The organism is Streptomyces sp. SID12501 (genome assembly GCF_010550245.1).
In the GTDB taxonomy this organism is placed as follows: Bacteria; Actinomycetota; Actinomycetes; order Streptomycetales; family Streptomycetaceae; genus Streptomyces.
This window is the reverse complement of record NZ_JAAGLU010000015.1, coordinates 1-16,085: the sequence shown is the minus strand read 5'-3', so window position 1 is coordinate 16,085 and position 16,085 is coordinate 1. Positions and strand designations below refer to the sequence as shown.

The 16,085-nt window shown below is 69.2% G+C and carries 15 protein-coding genes and 1 pseudogene; 4 read left to right on the top strand and 12 right to left on the bottom strand.

Features of this window, described 5'->3' with window-relative positions; translation table 11 throughout:
- Positions 1 to 8 precede the first annotated feature (8 nt).
- Together G3I71_RS19265 and G3I71_RS19260 are read left to right on the top strand one after the other, a co-directional pair.
- On the top strand, positions 9 to 668 hold the full coding sequence (locus G3I71_RS19265) for an XRE family transcriptional regulator (RefSeq protein WP_239149227.1): 660 nt from the start codon (positions 9 to 11) through the stop codon (positions 666 to 668).
- Positions 669 to 832: 164 nt separating this feature from the next.
- Positions 833 to 2,131, top strand: a complete 1,299-nt coding sequence (locus G3I71_RS19260; RefSeq protein WP_164316048.1) for an ammonium transporter — start codon at positions 833 to 835, stop codon at positions 2,129 to 2,131.
- Positions 2,132 to 2,700: 569 nt separating this feature from the next.
- Here G3I71_RS19260 and G3I71_RS19250 read toward each other — a convergent pair.
- The 10 genes from G3I71_RS19250 to G3I71_RS19205 form a co-directional block, all read right to left on the bottom strand.
- Positions 2,701 to 3,378 carry a hypothetical protein gene (locus tag G3I71_RS19250; RefSeq protein ID WP_164316046.1) on the bottom strand — a complete coding sequence of 226 codons (678 nt, stop codon included), beginning with the start codon at positions 3,376 to 3,378 and terminating at the stop codon, positions 2,701 to 2,703.
- Between the two features lie 187 nt (positions 3,379 to 3,565).
- Positions 3,566 to 4,405: an NAD(P)-dependent oxidoreductase gene (locus G3I71_RS19245; RefSeq protein ID WP_203730803.1), complete on the bottom strand. Its 840-nt coding sequence runs from the start codon at positions 4,403 to 4,405 to the stop codon at positions 3,566 to 3,568.
- Positions 4,406 to 4,495: 90 nt separating this feature from the next.
- Positions 4,496 to 5,014 (bottom strand): SRPBCC family protein, encoded by a 519-nt coding sequence (locus G3I71_RS19240; protein ID WP_164316045.1) that lies wholly within the window; start codon positions 5,012 to 5,014, stop codon positions 4,496 to 4,498.
- Positions 5,015 to 5,049: 35 nt separating this feature from the next.
- Positions 5,050 to 6,804 carry a SpoIIE family protein phosphatase gene (locus tag G3I71_RS19235; RefSeq protein ID WP_343242998.1) on the bottom strand — a complete coding sequence of 585 codons (1,755 nt, stop codon included), beginning with the start codon at positions 6,802 to 6,804 and terminating at the stop codon, positions 5,050 to 5,052.
- 162 nt (positions 6,805 to 6,966) lie between these two features.
- Positions 6,967 to 8,340, bottom strand: a complete 1,374-nt coding sequence (locus tag G3I71_RS19230) for an MFS transporter (RefSeq protein ID WP_164316044.1) — start codon at positions 8,338 to 8,340, stop codon at positions 6,967 to 6,969.
- Complete coding sequence (locus G3I71_RS19225) at positions 8,337 to 8,981, bottom strand: helix-turn-helix domain-containing protein (RefSeq protein ID WP_164316043.1); 645 nt, start codon at positions 8,979 to 8,981, stop codon at positions 8,337 to 8,339. Before G3I71_RS19225 ends, G3I71_RS19230 begins: the two co-directional genes overlap by 4 nt.
- A 165-nt stretch (positions 8,982 to 9,146) precedes the next feature.
- Positions 9,147 to 9,443, bottom strand: coding sequence for a hypothetical protein (locus G3I71_RS19220; protein ID WP_164316042.1), 297 nt, complete (start codon positions 9,441 to 9,443; stop codon positions 9,147 to 9,149).
- A gap of 18 nt (positions 9,444 to 9,461) precedes the next feature.
- Positions 9,462 to 9,815, bottom strand: coding sequence for a hypothetical protein (locus tag G3I71_RS19215; protein WP_164316041.1), 354 nt, complete (start codon positions 9,813 to 9,815; stop codon positions 9,462 to 9,464).
- A 134-nt stretch (positions 9,816 to 9,949) separates the two neighbouring features.
- Entirely contained in the window at positions 9,950 to 10,159 is a 210-nt protein-coding gene (locus tag G3I71_RS19210) for a DUF397 domain-containing protein (protein WP_164316040.1), read from the bottom strand.
- Complete coding sequence (locus G3I71_RS19205) at positions 10,156 to 11,025, bottom strand: helix-turn-helix transcriptional regulator (RefSeq protein ID WP_164316194.1); 870 nt, start codon at positions 11,023 to 11,025, stop codon at positions 10,156 to 10,158. Before G3I71_RS19205 ends, G3I71_RS19210 begins: the two co-directional genes overlap by 4 nt.
- Positions 11,026 to 11,228: 203 nt before the next feature.
- Here G3I71_RS19205 and G3I71_RS19200 point away from each other — a divergent pair, with 203 nt between their 5' ends.
- Together G3I71_RS19200 and G3I71_RS19195 are read left to right on the top strand one after the other, a co-directional pair.
- Complete coding sequence (locus tag G3I71_RS19200) at positions 11,229 to 11,966, top strand: ATP-binding protein (RefSeq protein WP_164316039.1); 738 nt, start codon at positions 11,229 to 11,231, stop codon at positions 11,964 to 11,966.
- Positions 11,967 to 12,260: 294 nt separating this feature from the next.
- Positions 12,261 to 12,600 (top strand): annotated as a pseudogene (locus G3I71_RS19195) (transposase family protein); the annotation flags it as partial.
- 303 nt (positions 12,601 to 12,903) lie between these two features.
- On the opposite strand, the gene G3I71_RS19190 reads toward G3I71_RS19195, so the two are convergent.
- Together G3I71_RS19190 and G3I71_RS19185 are read right to left on the bottom strand one after the other, a co-directional pair.
- Complete coding sequence (locus tag G3I71_RS19190; protein ID WP_164316038.1) at positions 12,904 to 13,380, bottom strand: hypothetical protein; 477 nt, start codon at positions 13,378 to 13,380, stop codon at positions 12,904 to 12,906.
- On the bottom strand, positions 13,377 to 16,085 hold a 2,709-nt coding region (locus tag G3I71_RS19185; RefSeq protein ID WP_275409228.1), incomplete at its 5' end, for a polymorphic toxin-type HINT domain-containing protein. The genes G3I71_RS19190 and G3I71_RS19185, both read right to left, overlap by 4 nt.

Sequence of the window (16,085 nt, the reverse complement as noted above, 5' to 3'; positions counted from 1 at the left end):
CTGCGCCGATGACCGAGCACCACGAAGATGGCGAAGCCCCCGAGGACTCCAAAGCCCCCGAATACTCCGAGGCCTCCGAGGTCTCCGACGACAAGGCGCTGGAGCGCGTCATCGCGGTCCGGGCGCGTGAGTACCGGCAGGCGGCGGGGCTGTCGGTCGGTGAGATGGCGATCCGGGTCGGTATCTCCAAGGCCATGCTGTCGAAGATCGAGAACGCCCAGACCGCGTGCAGTCTCACCACGCTCTCCCGGCTCGCGCGCGGTCTCGACGTCCCGGTCACCGCGCTGTTCCGCGGCATGGACGACGAACGCGAGGCCGTCTTCGTCCCGGCCGACCACGGAGCCCGGATCGTGCGGCGGGGTACGAGGGTCGGCCACGAGTACGCCCAGCTCGGCTCGCTCAGGGGCGCCCACAAGCGCATGGACGCCCTGCTGGTCACACTGACCGAACAGAGCGAGGTCTTCCCGCTCTTCCAGCACGCCGGCACCGAGCTCCTCTACATGCTGGAGGGCGTCATGATCTACGGCCACGGCAAGTCCAGCTACACCCTGCGCCCCGGTGACGCCCTCCAGTTCGACGGAGAGGCCCCGCACGGACCGGAGCGGCTGGTCGAACTCCCCATCCGCTTCCTGACGGTGACGGCCTTCGGGGACAGCCCGCAGCACTGAGGCTCAGGCGCTGAGACCTGGCCACCGAAACCTGGCCACCGAAACCCAGCCACGGCTACGGAAACCCGGCCTTAATCGGCCATGGAGCTGTCCTGTAACGCACCACCTGTCTACTGCGGTGAAACATCGTTTCCCTCAGTTGGACTTCTCCGTGGAGTGTGCGCATGGACACCGGAAGTACCGCTTGGATGCTCGCGAGCACGGCACTCGTCTGTCTGATGGTGCCGGGCCTGGCGCTCTTCTACGGCGGCATGGTCGCCGCCAAGAGCGTCCTGAACATGATCATGATGACCTTCGGGTCCGTCGCCCTGGTCGGCTGCATCTGGGTCGTCTACGGCTTCTCGGCCGCCTTCGGCGACTCGATCGGCGGCGCCGGCCTGCTCGGTGACGTCTCCGAGTTCTTCGGCATGAGCGGCGTCATCGCGGACGACCCGAAGGCGGTCATCCCGCTCTCCGTCTTCGCCGCCTTCCAGGCCCTGTTCGCGGCCCTCACCGCCGCCCTGATCTGCGGCGCGATCTCGGACCGTATCAAGTTCGGCGCCTGGATGGCCTTCTCCGGCATCTGGGTCACGCTGGTCTATCTGCCGGTCGCCCACTGGGTGTTCGCCTTCGACGGCAAGGGCGTGACGGGCGGCTGGATCGTGAACAAGCTCGGCGCCATCGACTACGCGGGCGGTACGGCCGTCCACATCAACTCCGGCGCGGCGGCGCTGGCCGTGATCCTCGTCCTCGGCAGACGCATCGGCTGGCAGAAGAAGGGCGGCCAGGAACGCCCGCACAACCTGCCCCTGGTGATGCTCGGCGCGGGCCTGCTGTGGTTCGGTTGGTTCGGCTTCAACGGCGGCTCCGCGCTGTCCTCGGGCAACGCCGCCTCCGTCGTCGTACTGAACACCTTCACCGCCACCTGCTCGGCGATGCTCGGCTGGCTCCTCGTCGAGAAGGTCCGCGACGGCCACTCCACGACGCTCGGCGCCGCCTCCGGCGCCATCGCCGGCCTGGTGGCGATCACCCCGTCCTGCGGCGCGGTCTCCCCGGTCGGCGCCCTCGCCCTCGGCGCCGTCGGCGGCGCGGTGTGCGCTCTCGCGGTCGGCCTGAAGTACAAATTCGGCTACGACGACTCCCTCGACGTCGTCGGCATCCACCTCGTCGGAGGCCTCACCGGCACCCTGCTGGTCGGTGTCCTCGCCACGTCGGACGCCCCGAACGGCGTCGACGGCCTCCTCTACGGCGGCGGCTTCTCCCTCCTCGGCAAGCAGGCGGTCGGCGCGTTCGCCGTCCTCGCGTACTCCTTCACCGTGACCTGGCTGATCGCCAAGGCCCTGGACAAGACAATGGGCCTGCGGGTGCGCCCCGAGGTCGAACAGGAGGGCGTCGACGTCCACCTGCACGCGGAGAGCGCCTACGACCTCACCCACCCACCGGCCACCACGTCCCCCGTACCGGAGCCTGTCGCTGCGGGATAGGGGGCCATCCTCCGCCGCCGGCCGTTGCGGGCCCGTCCGGGACGTCCGGGTCCGGGCCCGCTTCTCCTGGCACCCACCGGAAGCGGGACGAGGCGGACCGGAAGGAAGACAGAGCTCTGGAGCTGTTGGATCGGGCGGTGTTGGAGCGCGGCGCGGCTGGGCGAGGTCGGGCAGGGCGGTTCATGGACACGCCGGCGTTGTTCCTTGGCGGCTCAGGGAACAGGCCGAATGGGCCGACGCTCCGGCCGTTGCGGACCGGGGACGCGAGCGGCTGCGTCAGACGATCAGTGCTGTGACGTTCTTGAGCGCGACGACGAACGCGCCCCAGGCGCCCCTGCGTGAACGCCGACGCAGGGGCGAGAAGCGCCTTGCTGTCACGCACGGGGACCAGATCGGTCACGCCGCTCGCGACTTCAACGCAATCGCCCCCGGTTCTCCGTCGCGACGCCGACAGTTCTGGACCGGCGGCCGGCGGCCGGCGCTGGACGCGGCGATGCGCATGATGTTCCGTCTGCGGTCGGCGAGTTGGGCTGCCGACGCCTACGGGCGTGGAACCACGGGGTGTGGACTCACGGGGTGAACTCCTGCTGGAGATCGTCGACTGTTCCGTCCGCTCCGGCGTGGTACTTGAAGACCAGGCCGGAGTCGGGGTGGGCGTCCAGCCAGTCGAGGAGTTCCTGTACGCCGATGTGCTGGTTCTCGCTGCTCTCGGTGATGGGGTTGGTGGCGGTGACATAGGCGGCCTGGTCCAGCGGCAGGGCGTACTCCTTGCCGGTCGTCACGAACGGCGGGCCGTCGGTGTCGGGGTCGGGGCAGCCCCAGGCGCCGGCTTTGACGATCAGGCTGAGGCTGCCGCCTTCGGGGGTGTATCCATACACCGCGACCTCGTCCGGCGAGATCGGCATCTTGTGGTCGCAGCCCGGTGTCGGGCCGGAGTCCGCGGCGGGTGTCGGCACGGATGCTGGTTCGGGCGCCGGTGCAGGCGCCGACACGGGTGCGGGCGCGGCCGGTTTCGTGGCGGCTCCCTTCGCCGTCGGTGGCGGCGTCGACGGCGGGGCGGTCGTCGCCGCGCTGTGGTCGGCGGAGGGAGTGCCGGCGGCGGCGGCCGGTTTGTCCTGCGCCGCGGTGTTCTCGCCCGAGCCTCCACAACCAGTCAGCGTGGCCGTGCCGAGCGCGGTGAGGAGCACCACGGCCCGGACGGTGCGATGCCTGGGTCTGAGACGGCTCGTCGTGCGTTCGCCGGCCATGGGTCCTCCCCTGCCAGGAGCGGCGGTGAGGCCGTTCCGCTCGATGATCGTCGGGCGAAGGTAGCAGCGGGATCTGCTGTGCCAGGGTTTGCGACTGTTCCGCCGCATTCCCGGTACACAGTCGTTGCACAGGGTTCCGAGAGGCCCGGGCGGTCACCGCGGACCGGCCAGGTGACCCACCGTCGGGTCAGGGCCGGTCGCTCGCGCGCATCCCGGCGACGAACCGCCTTGCCACGTCGACGAGTTCGCTGCCGGGAGCGTCACCGAGCAGGTCGGCCGTCAGCGTGACGTCCTTGGTGAGGGCCGCGTCGGCGGGCGTACCGGCGATCCCCGCGAGGGAGCCGGCCCGCAGCCGGACTCCCGAGGCGACGCAGGCCGAACTGCTCGTCGTCAGGATGTCGGCGAGGCCCGCCGGGTCGACACCCAGCGCCTCGCCGGCCCGCATCGCGTCGTCCGCGAGGGCGATCTGCGCGGCGAACAGGGTGTTGTTGACGAGCTTCGCGTACGACCCGGCCCCGACCCCGCCCAGATGCACGACATGCCGCGAGAGCGACGACAGGAGACCGGAGACGTCGGCGAGCGCCTCCGCGTCACCGCCCACCATGATCGTCAGCTCACCGGCGAGGGCTCGCTCGGCGCCTCCGCTGACCGGCGCGTCGAGGACACGGAGACCGTACGGCGCTGCCCGCTCCGCGATCCCCCGTATCTGCGTGGGCGACAGCGTGCTGTGTACGAGCACCACGCTCCCCGCCTTGAGAGCGCCGGCCAGCCCGTCCGGCCCGAACACGACCTCCTCCACGCCCGCCGCGTCGAAGACGCAGATGCCGACCACGTCCACAGCCGCGCCCAACTCGGCCGGAGTCGCCGCGAACGTGACGCCGTCCGCACCCGCGAAGGGCGCGAGGGAAGCCTGCCGGCGGGCGTAGAGGGTGAGGTCGTGCCCCTCGGCCCGGATGCGGCGCGCCATCGGCAGTCCCATGCTGCCGAGCCCGATGAACCCAGCCTTCACGATGTCGGCACGCACCATGTTCTCCTGTCTGAGAATCTGGTTCTCATCTCCGTGTGGGACTGGACTGTACAGAGTTCGTACGCCGGAGAGGGAGGGCCAGGACAGGATTCAGGCGCCCCGCTCGACCGTCCGGGCGAGGATGCCGAGGGTGGCGCGCAGTGCGGACTCCTGGAGGATGGGGAAGATCCCGGCGGCCCGGTACCGCTCGTGGATGCGGCTCCAGTCGTAGTACGAGGTCACCTCGGTGCCGTTCGCCGTGGGGCGGAGCCGGTAGCCGAAGTGGTGGTTGACGGAGGGCTGGAGGGCGGGGGACGTCGGCGTCCACTCGATGAGCGTGTCCTGCTCGAACCGGGTGATCTCCACGGTGACGTCGTAGCGGCCCATCGGCCGGTCGTTGAGCGCCTCGCGGTCCATGTGGACGACGAACGAGTCCCCGGCCGCGCGCACGGCCTCGCCGTCGGCGGCCTGGAGCATGCCCGAACTGTCGATCGCCACATGCCCGTCGGGATCGCACAGCAGGCCGAATATCCGGGTCGCCGGTGCGGCGATGGCACGGCTCACCTCGAACCGCTCCACCTTCTCCGCCGCCTGGTCCTGATCCTGGGCCTGCGCATGGTCCGCTGTCATGATTCCCTGCTCCCTGTCGTCGACCGGCCGGAATTCTAGCCTCCGGCCGGGTTGTACCTGGCGGCGACCAGGGCGATGTCGTCCTCCGGGTCGGCGGGGGCGACCTCGTCGAGGACCTGGTCGAGGAGATCCTCGGGGGCCGGGCAGCCACGGACGCGGGTGAGACGGCGCAGGGAGGCGTCGATGTCCTCGTGGCGGCGTTCGATCAGACCGTCGGTGTAGAGGAGGAGGGTGTGATCCGGCTCGCAGGGGGCGGTGAAGGAGACGTAGCGGCTGTGGCCGGTGCCCAGGGGCGGTCCGGGCGGGACGGGGAGGAGAGTGGCCCGGCCGTCGGGGCGGAAGACGACGGGGGGAAGGTGTCCGGCGCTGGCGTAGGTGCAGATGCCCCGGCGCGGGTCGGCGATGGCGATCAGGCAGGTCGCGGGACGGTCGGCGGCGGTGGTGTGCAGCAGGTGGTCGAGTTCGAGCAGGATGCGGTCGGGGCCGGGTTCCCGGGCGGCGACCACGCGCAGCATGGCCTGGTAGCGGCTCATCGCGACGGCGGCCTCCAGGCCGTGGCCCATCACGTCGCCGAGGGCCAGCAGCGTACGTCCGTCGTCGAGGGCGACGGTCTCGTACCAGTCCCCGCCGACGAGCACACCCCGCCCGGCGGGCCGGTAGCGGTAGGCGACGTCGATGTCCGGGTGCGGCCGGCCCGGCTCGGCGAGCAGGGCGCGCTGCAACTGGACGACGGCGTTGTGCTCGGTGGTGTAGCGGCGGGCGTTGTCGAGGCTGATGGCGGCCCGGCCGGCCAGGTCCTGGGCGATCACGGCGTCGGTCTCGTCGAACAGGGGTGAGTCGCCCGCCCGGACCATGGTGACGGTGCCCACGTCGTGGCCGCGGGCGGTGAGCGGCACGATCAGGGCGGAGTGGATGCCGGCTGCCAGATAGGCGGCGACGTTGCCGGTGTGGGCGGCGGCGCGGCCGATGTCCTGCTCGTCCATCAGGTTGTCGATCACCGGACGACCGTCCGCCAGACAACGCACGACGGACGAGCCGGGCTGATGATCGACGTACTCGCCGGGCCGCCCCAGGGGCCGCATCGCCCCTTCCAGCTCCGGCACCGCGGCCAGCGCCGCCCGGCGGAGCCGCAGGGATCCGTCGCGGGGCGCCCGGCTGGTGCCGTGCTCGGGGAGGACCTTCACGGTGGCGGCGTCGGCGAGCTTCGCCACCAGGAACTCGGCCAGCTCCTGGCAGGTGGTGTCCATGTCCAGGGTGGTACCGACCCGGGTGGCGGCCTCGTCGAGCAGGGCGAGGCGCTCGCGGGCCCGCTCCAGCTCCCGCTGCTCCTGCCGGGCGGCCGAGATCTCCAGCACGATGCCGACGATCCCCAGCGTCCGGCCGTCCTGCCTCAGCCGGTGGTAGGCGCCGTGCCAGTAGCGCCGTTCCAGCGGGGAGTCGGCCTGGGTATGGCCGCTGGAGATGATCTCGCGCGGGATGCCGTCCGCGATGACGGCCCGCAGCACGTCCTCGCGTGCCTCGACCCCCGGGACGACCTCGGCGACGGTACGGCCGAGGTGCTCGGCGGCCGGTACGCCGTTCATGTGCGCGAGGGTGGCGTTGACGTACCGGAAGCGCAGCTCGGTGTCGAGGACGGCGATGGCGGCGGGCGTCCCGTCGAGAATCTGCCCCAGCAGCTCCCGCACCCGCGCCGACCAGACGCGCCAGAACCCCGGACCACCCTCCGGCGCCTCCACGCCCGCACCCTCACTCTCGCCCGCGCTCTCGCCGCCGGCCCGCTGCCGGTCCACTTCAGCATCCGATCACGGGTGGAGGGTGGGCGCACGCGGAGGTGCGGAGGGTTCCTTCGGGTGCCCTTCATTTCGAGGCTTCGGACACTCCGTCGCGCTCAACGGGCGGACCCCGCTGCATGCCTCTGTGCTTGTCGATCTGCGGGTTGTTGGTCCCGGGTGCTACTGACCGGCATTCGCTTGATGCGGGTCGGAGCCGACGGTGCTCGGGGCAGAGGGCACGGTGTGCGGCTGAGGTTTTGTCGGCGGAGTGGGATGTGTGGGCTCGCTGCGGTGGGCCCATAGGAGTGTTCCTGCCAGGAGCGCGGTGCCTCCCAGCAGCCAGGGAAGCGGCCCTGGTGGAAGGACGCCGACGACCAAACCGGTAAGGGCTCCTACCAGTTGCAGGGCGAGGGACTGGACGGACAGTGCCGTGGCCCGGCCCGCGCTGTCGACACGGCGGTGCAGGATGTCGTTCTCGCTGGGTCCCGCCGCGCCGAGTCCGAGGTAGACCAGGCCGTAGCCGGTGGCCGCGAGGATCATGGAGGCCACTCCTGTGGATGCTGCGGTGGCGCCGAGCAGAAGCAGGCCGCTCGCGCCGGCGCCGAGGCTCACCATGACCGCGCGTTCGCCGCTGCCCGCGAGCCGGGCGATCAGCGGTGCGAGGTGGCTGCCGAGACCCCCGCAGATGAATCCGGCGCACGCGAGTGCGGCGAAGAGCACCGCCCCCGACTCCGATGCGCCCGTAAGGGCCGCCGCACGGCCCGGCGTGAGCAGTTCGATCGCGGCCAGGGCGCTGCCGACAGCGCCTGCGCTGAGGAACACCCGGCGGACCAGCACATCGCGGCGACCCAGGCGCAGCCCGCCCGCGACGGTGACCGGGATCCCACGGAGGACGTCACGCAGGGTGGCTGCCGGCCGGGGCGGTTCGGGCAGAGCAGTCAGGACGTACAGCACGAAGGCGACCTCGACCGCCGCACCCAGCAGCAGCGGGACGGAAAGGGGCAGCACCAGCCCGGAGGTGGCGTGGCTCAGCCGGGTACCGAGGTCGGGTCCGAGTCCGAGCAGCCAGGGCAGGGCGCCGCCGAGCAGGGTGCCCGAGGCGAGCGCGGCGGATGTCGCAGCGGAGCCGCGTGCCAGGCCGGTGCGCAGTTCGGCGCCGGGGCCGGAATGGGCGTGGACGGTGTCGACGTACCAGGCTTCGGCCGGTCCGCTGGACAGGGCACGGCCCGTACCCATCAGCGCCATGCCCAGGCCGAGCACCCAGGGAGTGGTGCCCAGACCCAGAAGAGCCAAGGCGACCAGGTTCAGCAGGCCGGCGGCGGCCAGGACAGTGCGGCGTCCCAGTACGTCGGACAGTCCTCCGGTGGGCAGTTCCAGCGCTGCGGCGGTGAGGGAGTGCGCGGCGAAGAAGCCCGCGATGGCCGCCATGGTCATGCCGCGCTCGGTGAACAGCAGGATGCCAGGGGCGATGGTCAGCCCGAGAGGCAGCCAGAAGAGGGTGCAGACCGTGACGTAGCGGCGGCTAGCGGTGGGTATGTCCAGCGGTCTGGTCATGACGCGTTGTCGGCATCTGTCTCCGCAAGGGCGGAGGGGTCCGGCTTCGCCCCTGCGGGGCGCGGGGCCAGGGGCAGCCCGGCGGTGAGGAGTACGACCTGAGCGGCGCGTGGATCCCCTGCGTCGCGGGTGGTCAGTTCCTCCAGTTTCCGGTCGATCACCTCCCTGAGTTCCGTGAGCGACTCGGGGGTCAGGTGGGGCATCAGGTCGCTGATCCCCGAAGGCTCCACCCACTCCTGTCCCAGCCGTCCGTCGGCGATATCGGCCTCGTGCCGGACGAGCGAAGCCTCCAGGTGCTCGATCTGCGCCCTGCGCGACAAGCTGAGCCAGGTGCGGCTGCCCGGCGAGGCTTCCATTGCCTTGTTGTTCCAGGAGGTCACGGAGTGCACCGCTTGCCAGCGACGCTCCCGCCCGTCACGGTGCTCGGCCTCGGTGACGAACACGTACTTCGCCAGGACTCGCAGGTGATAGCTGGTGGAAGCGGATGACTCCCCGGTCGCCACCGCGAGCTCACTCGCGGTGGCCGGGCCGTCCTGCCGCAGCAGCCCGAGCAGCCGGATCCGCAACGGGTGCGTAAGGGCCTTCAAGGCTGCCGCGTCCTGCTCAGGATCGAGCACGCGTCTCTGTTCTTCGCTTGCCATGACGGGAGGTTAGAACACCCAGAGGCTTTCCAAAGGTATTTTTGCAGAATTTATTTGGGAAATTGGTTCGACGGGAAACCATCCGGCAGGGCCCGGGGCGAGGCTCGAGAACTCGGAAGCGGGCCCGCGTATGGTCACGCGGGCCCGCCGGTCCTGCAGCAGCAGTCAGCGCCACTCGGTCGGAATGTGGGCCACCTGCTCCAGCAGGTCCCAGTCCTTCGGGCGGGAGCTCGGCGACCTCCAGGGGGCGCCCTGGAGGTCGCCAAGCCAGTAGCCGCGGTAGCCGCGGATCCCCATGACGCTGACGTCGCTGACATCGGGCTCGTTGTCGCAGCACGGGCAGATGGCGCCCTCGTTGGGCCAGCCGTGTTCCCAGAAGGGCTCCACGCCGTCGTCGTACCCACAGACACGGCAGACGGTCTGCCACTCGGGGCCCTGCGGACTCCCGGGTTCGGACGACATGCGGTACGGCTCCTTGCCTCAGTGGAACTCGTGAACGACCTGGATCTCGCCGACGATGTGGGCGTTGAGGTCGTCCAGTTCCTCAGCCGGGATCCAGAGTTCGAGGATCGTCTGCCCGCCGGCCTGCTGGACGGGATAGCGGCTCAGGAACTCCGAGTCGACCTCGAATCGGGTGACGAATCCGGCACCGTCGTGCTTCACGTTCCAGTCCCGGGCGATCCTGATCGCGTAGTCCTCGTTGAGAACCGGGTAGAAGATGGGCTGCTCGGGGAGCCGAGGTGGCCATGCGCGCCAGTTCAGATCACGGACCAGGTCCAGTTCCTTGGGGCCGGTGGGGCGCCAGAGGGTTGTCGTCGCTTGTCGACTGGTCATGTGAATCGCTCTCTGAACCTGGGAGCCGCCGGTACGGCCGATCGGAAGACCGGACGCTACCGGCGAGATGAACTCGGCGGCCACCGAGTTTCCAGCACAAGCCATTGCTGCGACCAGCAGTTACGGCACAAGCCTCAACCGCGAGCGACGTGGCCGAACCCCTCGGATTTGGCACCGGCCAGGAAGGCCTGCCAGCCGCCGGGGGCGAAGGTGAGGATCGGGCCGGTGTGGTCCTTGCTGTCGCGCACAGCTCGGTCGCCTATGGCGCAGGTGGCAACCTCAACGCAGTTGTTCTCCTGTCCGGAGTACGAAGACTTCCGGAAGGGGCCAATCGGTTCGGTCACGATGTGTCTTCCTTGATGGTCCGCAGTACGCGCCGGATGAGTCGCGCGGTCGCGTCCGGCGCCAGTGCTGCCGATCGTAGTAGGTCGAACGCATTGGCGTAAGCGGCAAGGTCTTCGGCGCTCTCCAGGACTGACGTGCCCCTCAAGTTGTCCAATGTCACCGCTTCGACGGTCGGTTCGGAATCGAAGCTGAAGGAAGAGAAGGCGGACGTCGATCCCGCCAACACCCCTGAGGCGAGCGGCAGCACCTGCACCGTCACGTTCTGCCGCTTCCCTACCTCAAGAAGCGAGGACAACTGCTCTTGGTGGACCTCGACGTTCACCAAGGGCTGCGTGATGACCGATTCCCAGAGGATGGCGGTGTACGTCGCCCCACCCTCACCGACCTTCACCTGGCGCCCCTCGCGAGCTTTCACCAGGTGGACGACCCGTTCGGGGGCAACGAAGTTGGGCCCCATTGTGATGACCGCTTCCGCATAGGCGGGAGTCTGCAGGAGCCCGGGGAACAGCACCGGCTGCCACTCGCGGATGTACGTCGCGTCGTCCTCCAACGCGATGTGGTCGAGGTAGTCCGGCCGCAGGTGGGCGGCGTGTTCGAGCCACCAGCCACGGTGACCGCTGTTCTTCGCGAGCCACACGAGGTGCTCGCGTTCCTTCTCCTCCGGAACGCCGTACCTGTCCAGGAGCAGCAGGACCTCCGCCGGTTTCGCGGTGGTGATGCCGTCCTCCATGCGGCTGATCTTGGATCGTGATCCGTAGATGAAGGCAGCCGCCTGCGCCTGATCGAACCCGGCGTTGGTCCTGTGCTGCTGCATCTTGCGGCCGAACCGCCTGCTGCGCACGGTCGGCTTCCCACCTGCGGGCATGTCGCCGCCTCCATCTCCTGGCCTCACGGGTTGCCAAGTCTGCCCGTCCAGCGGGCATTTGTAGGCCAGCGTCACTCGATAGGGGCATCTTATGCACGTGTGCATCAGTTCTCATTGCGTGAGTTGAGATCTGATGTCTAGCCTCGGTGCACGTGCACCGCCGCACGGCGTGCATGTGACCGAGCGTCAGGGGGTACTCCGCCATGCCCGAACCCACCTCACCCCAGCCCCACCCCGAGCCCCGCCAAACAGCCGCCTTCCGCATCCCCAAGCACCCCAGAAACGTCCCCAAAACCCGTACCCAGGTCCGAAAGGCCCTCGCCGACTGGGGCCTGCCCACCGAACTCGCCGCCGACGTCGCCCTTGTGGCCACTGAGTTCGTCAGCAACTCCGTACGGCACTGCGAAGTGACCTTCGCCCTCGTGGAGGTGACCCTCACCCTCCAAGGCGCCCAATTGCTCCTGGAGGTCTCCGACCCCGACAAGCAGAAGACCCCGGTACCCCGTACCGCCGGCCAACAGGACGAGAACGGGCGCGGGTTGGCCGTCATCTCGGCGCTCACCAGCCAATGGGGATGCGACCTGCGCCGCTTCACCAAGTGCTCGTGGGCCACCTTCCCGCTGCCGGAAGTCGCCCCGCATGTTCCGGCTGACGGCACGACTGGTCACCAGGCCGGCCGCCGCACTCCGCCCTCGCACGCCGAGCCCACCGGCCCTACCCGAACTCACCCGGCCACCGCGCACACCGGACCCGTACGTGTGGAGGCTGCCCAACCCCCACGACGCCCGCTGGCGACGCCGGCGCCGACGTGCACAGCGCACATCCCCGCTCCTGGCCGAGGAGGACTGCTGGCAACCACCTCTGCACATTTCGCCGCGGCCGTTGGACTGTGCGCCGTACGACGAGGTCGTACGCCTCTACGTCCTCCAGGCCTTGGGTGAGGAGTGGTAACCCCACTGCCGGACCTTGATCACGCGGGTACCCGTGCCGCACACACGCCGAGGTCGTCGGGGTTCGAGGCCACTACTTGTTGCCGTGCAGTCCCGCTGTTACGAGGAGCTTGCTCGCGTGAGGGGCCAGTGTCGGCCCGGCGATCCGCCTGCCCGCCGCTCACCTCAGTTCACCCCGGATCCACAGGCATCAAGCCGGTGGATCCGGGGTGAGGCGTCGGCGCGGGTCTGCGAGGCGACGCTTGGACGAGTGGTGACCGCGTCGCGGCCAGGATCCGCAGTGGCAGGCGTGTTCTGGGCTGCTTCCGGCAGGCCGTGCTTGTCCTGCGCTTGTTCATCGACGGTACCTGTCTGTCCCAACTTGCCTGCGGCAACGGCCTGTCGGTCCCCACCTCCTACCGCTACCTCCCTGAGGGCTGACCGTTCTGGCGGCCGGAACACACAAGCACCACGGCGGGAACGTGCAGGTCATTGCCACCCCGGACGGCTGGCCCATCTGAGTCTCACCGGTCTGTCCGGGCCGAGAGCACGACACCATCTGCGCTCGCCGCCACGGCCTGATCGATGCCCTGCGCCGCAGCACCGCCCAACTGGACATGCCCACTTGATCGACCTCGGCTACGAGAACGCCGGTACCGGCTTCCGCCACCCGCACAAGAAGCCCACTGGAGGCGAGCTCACCGAGGCCCAGCAGACCTACTACAAGGTCATCCGCGGCATCATGATCGGTTGCATAGAGAACAATCATGATCACGAAGGCTCGCGGGTTCCTTGCGTCCACGGTGCTCACTCCCCAATCGCCTCACATAACGTGACCGGCGAGCCCGCCCGTCATCGCCGTACCCCTATCAGGTTCGAAGACTCGTTTTCCAGGCCTACGACGAAGGGCTCCCGGCATCGGCCGGGAGCCCTTCTCTTTCTCTTTCGGTTACGCCGGGAAAGCTCGGTCCAGAACCGATCGCGCTTCCCTGATCTCGCGCTTCCATTGATCACTCTTCATGATCTCGCGATCCCAGACGACCACAGGTTCGTCCCCTGCCACGCAGTAACCGTAGATCTGGTCCGCGATGTCGTCGGTGAAGAGGTGGTCGAAGTGAAAGGTCCCCTCGAACGTCAGCCACGCGATTCCCTCCGCGTGCACAGCCGCTTTCCGCAGGTACTCTCGCAGATAACCGGGGAAATCGGGGTCGTCCAGGCGATCGTCCTCGAAGGTGAGGTCGTACTCCCAGACGGTCGCTTCCCTCTCTTTGGGATCGGAGACCATCTCATAGAGTCCGACCTCGTCCGGTCGCGTGCCGGAGAGCTCGAACTCACCCGCCTCCAGGCGGGATTCGGCTCGCCCGATCGTGAAGAGGATGAAGACCGCCGGGCCGCTCCATGTGATGGCGTCCTTGAGGGAGGTCACAGGAGACCCCATTTCGCCATGTTCTTGGCGCCGGGCACCATCGCGGTAATGATCTTGCCCTGATAAGGCCCTTCCTTTGCCACCATGATCACGATCACCTTGCCATTGACCTTCTTGGCGAATCCCTTGGCGTCCGTGCCCCCGGTCCTCCAGTCGAACGTCTTGTCCGGCGACGTCAGAATCTGCGAGAAATTCTTCTGGAAGTACTCGAGCTGGGACTTGACGCTTCCCTTACTAGGAATCAGCCCGTCTTCTTTCAGGTGGCGCATGGCGTGACCGCCCTCTTTGTTCATCTTGGTGAAGGCGTCCCCGACCGTGTCGTTCGTAAAGCCGATGGGGCAGCTCGCGTTGTGCACCAGAACAGGGGTCTCGCCCGCCACCACATAGTAAGTGTGGAAGTCGGCGATCGTCAGATTGTGGACGCGCTGCTCGGGTGTGGCCCACGCCTTGGTCTCGCTGACCTCTGCGGAGGTACCGGCTTCGGTCCGCAGTGCGTCGCCGGGTTCGAGCTGTCCGGCGTCGGTCCAGGTGTTCTGGTCACCCGCCACCCAGAAGGGGTGGTTGTCGGTGGCGACCAGCGTGCCCGTGGACTGCCCGTCGGGACTGGTGACGGTGACGTCCACGAGGTTCTTCTGCCCCCTGCTGCCAATGGTCAGCTGGACGCGCTTCGCCTCGGTACGGCCGGACTCAGAGTCGGTGGCCATGACCTGGTCGCCGACCCGGACGTCCTCGATCGCCCTGGCCCGGCCGTCGGCCATCAGGACCCGGGTGCCCGGCGTGAAGCTACTCTTCCCGCAGTTGATCTTCTTGAAGATCTTGATCTTGAGGGCGCTGAGGGCGAGGCCCTTGAGGCACGAGAGCTTCTTGGTCGCCAGGCACTCCTCGATCTCCTCGGCACCGACGTACCAGGCGATCAGGCGGTCGAGATAGGTGGTGGTGATGCAGCCCATACCGCCGGCGCCGTCACCGCCGCAGACCAAGAGCGTCTCGCCCGGCTTCAGCTCCTCGTTCTCCCAGGGGTTTCCGCGGAATTCGATCAACCGCTTCTCCAGTACCGCGCGCAGCTCCTCGTCGCTGAGCGGCTTGCTGGTCTCCTGGGCGGCCTCCTCCTTGATCTGCGCCTTCAGTTCCGCGACCAGCAGGCCTGCGGCGGTCTTTACGGCCTCGGTGGAAGCCTTGGCGGCTGCGGCGGAGTCCGCTTCCGCCGCAAGCGCGGAAAGACCGGCCTGATAGGCGGAGTTGTTGGCATCGAGGGAGTAGCCGTAGGCGATGGCGGCGGAGTGCTGGGCGCGTTCGGCCGAGCGGGCCGCCGACTGTGCGTCCGCCTGGGCCGCCGCGGCCGCGTTCCGGGCCGTCCTAGCGGACTCGGCCGCCTCGGCGGCGGATTCGGCGGCCTGGTCGGCCGACTTGTCGGCCTGCTTGGCGTATGTGTTCGCCTGTTCGGCGGACGCGTTTGCCTTGTTGGACCACGCGGTGGCCTCGGCGGCGTTCTTACGTGCCTCCGCAGCAGCCTTCTGCGCCTCGTTGGCATCCTTCGCCGCGAGCGCCGCCGACTTGTAGGCGGCCTGCAGCAGGACGTTGACCTCGGCGATGTGCGCGGCGGCGTTGGCGTCCCGCTGGCGTGCCTTGTACAGGCCGATCTCCAGGAAGGGACGCAGCCCGGACGCCGGTCCCGACAGCACGGCCTGCACCGCGGCCTGGACCTCGGGGCCGCCGGTGGCGAGGGCCTCGGCGACCGCCACGCGGTCGTCGTCCTCCTGCGCCTGGTACTGCCCGGTCTCCAGGAACTCCGCCACGTCGGCCGCGGTACCGTCCAGCGCCTCGCTCGCGGCGGCCTTCACACCTGGACCGCCCTTAGCCGCGATCTTGGCCACGGCGACCCGGTCGTCGTCCTCCTTGCCCGGGTAGGCGCGCGTACGCAGCCACTCACGTACCTGGCCGATCGGCTTGTCCAGCACATCCAGCGCCGCTTGCCGCTGCGCGGGAACCTCGCTGTTCAGGGCGATGTGGCCGACGCTGGCGCGGTCGTCCTGTTCCATGGCCAGCGCCAGTCTGGCGCGCACGAACTCGGCGACGTCGTCGTCGCTGCCCGCCAGTGCGTCCCTGGCGGCGTCCCGGACCCAGGTTCCGCCGGTAGCAAGCAGGTTGACCGCTGCCTGACGTCCCTTGGCGGCCGTGACCGACAGGTCGGAGGCCGCCGCGGCCTCGGACACCAACTGCTCTGTCTGGGCGCTGAGTTCCTGGATGCGGCCGATCTCCCACTGGGAGGCGGCCACCTTCTCGTCGTAGGCCTGAGAGGCCTCCTCGGCCGCCAGGACCGCCTCGTCCTGCTGCTGGGCCAGCTGCTCGGCGTCCGCCTTGCGTGCCAGCTCCACCACGGTCGAGGCCTGGTCGGCCGCCTTCAGCGCGTTGTTCGCGGCCGCGGTGGCCGCGTTCGCCGCCTCGGTGGAGTCCTTGGCGGCGTCCACCGACTGACCCGCCGAGTCGGCGGCCTTGTTCGCCGCGATCGCCGCCGCCTCGGCATGCGCGGCGGTCTCGTTGGCCGCGTCGCGCGACTGCCGGGCAGCCGTGCCGGCCTGCTTGGCGTTGGACTGTGCCACACCCGCCGCGCGGGTGGCCTGATCGGCCAACCGCTTGGCCTTGGCCGCCGCCGCGACAGCCTCGTCGCCTTTGGCACCCGCCTCTCCGGCCCAGCAGCCCGCGTC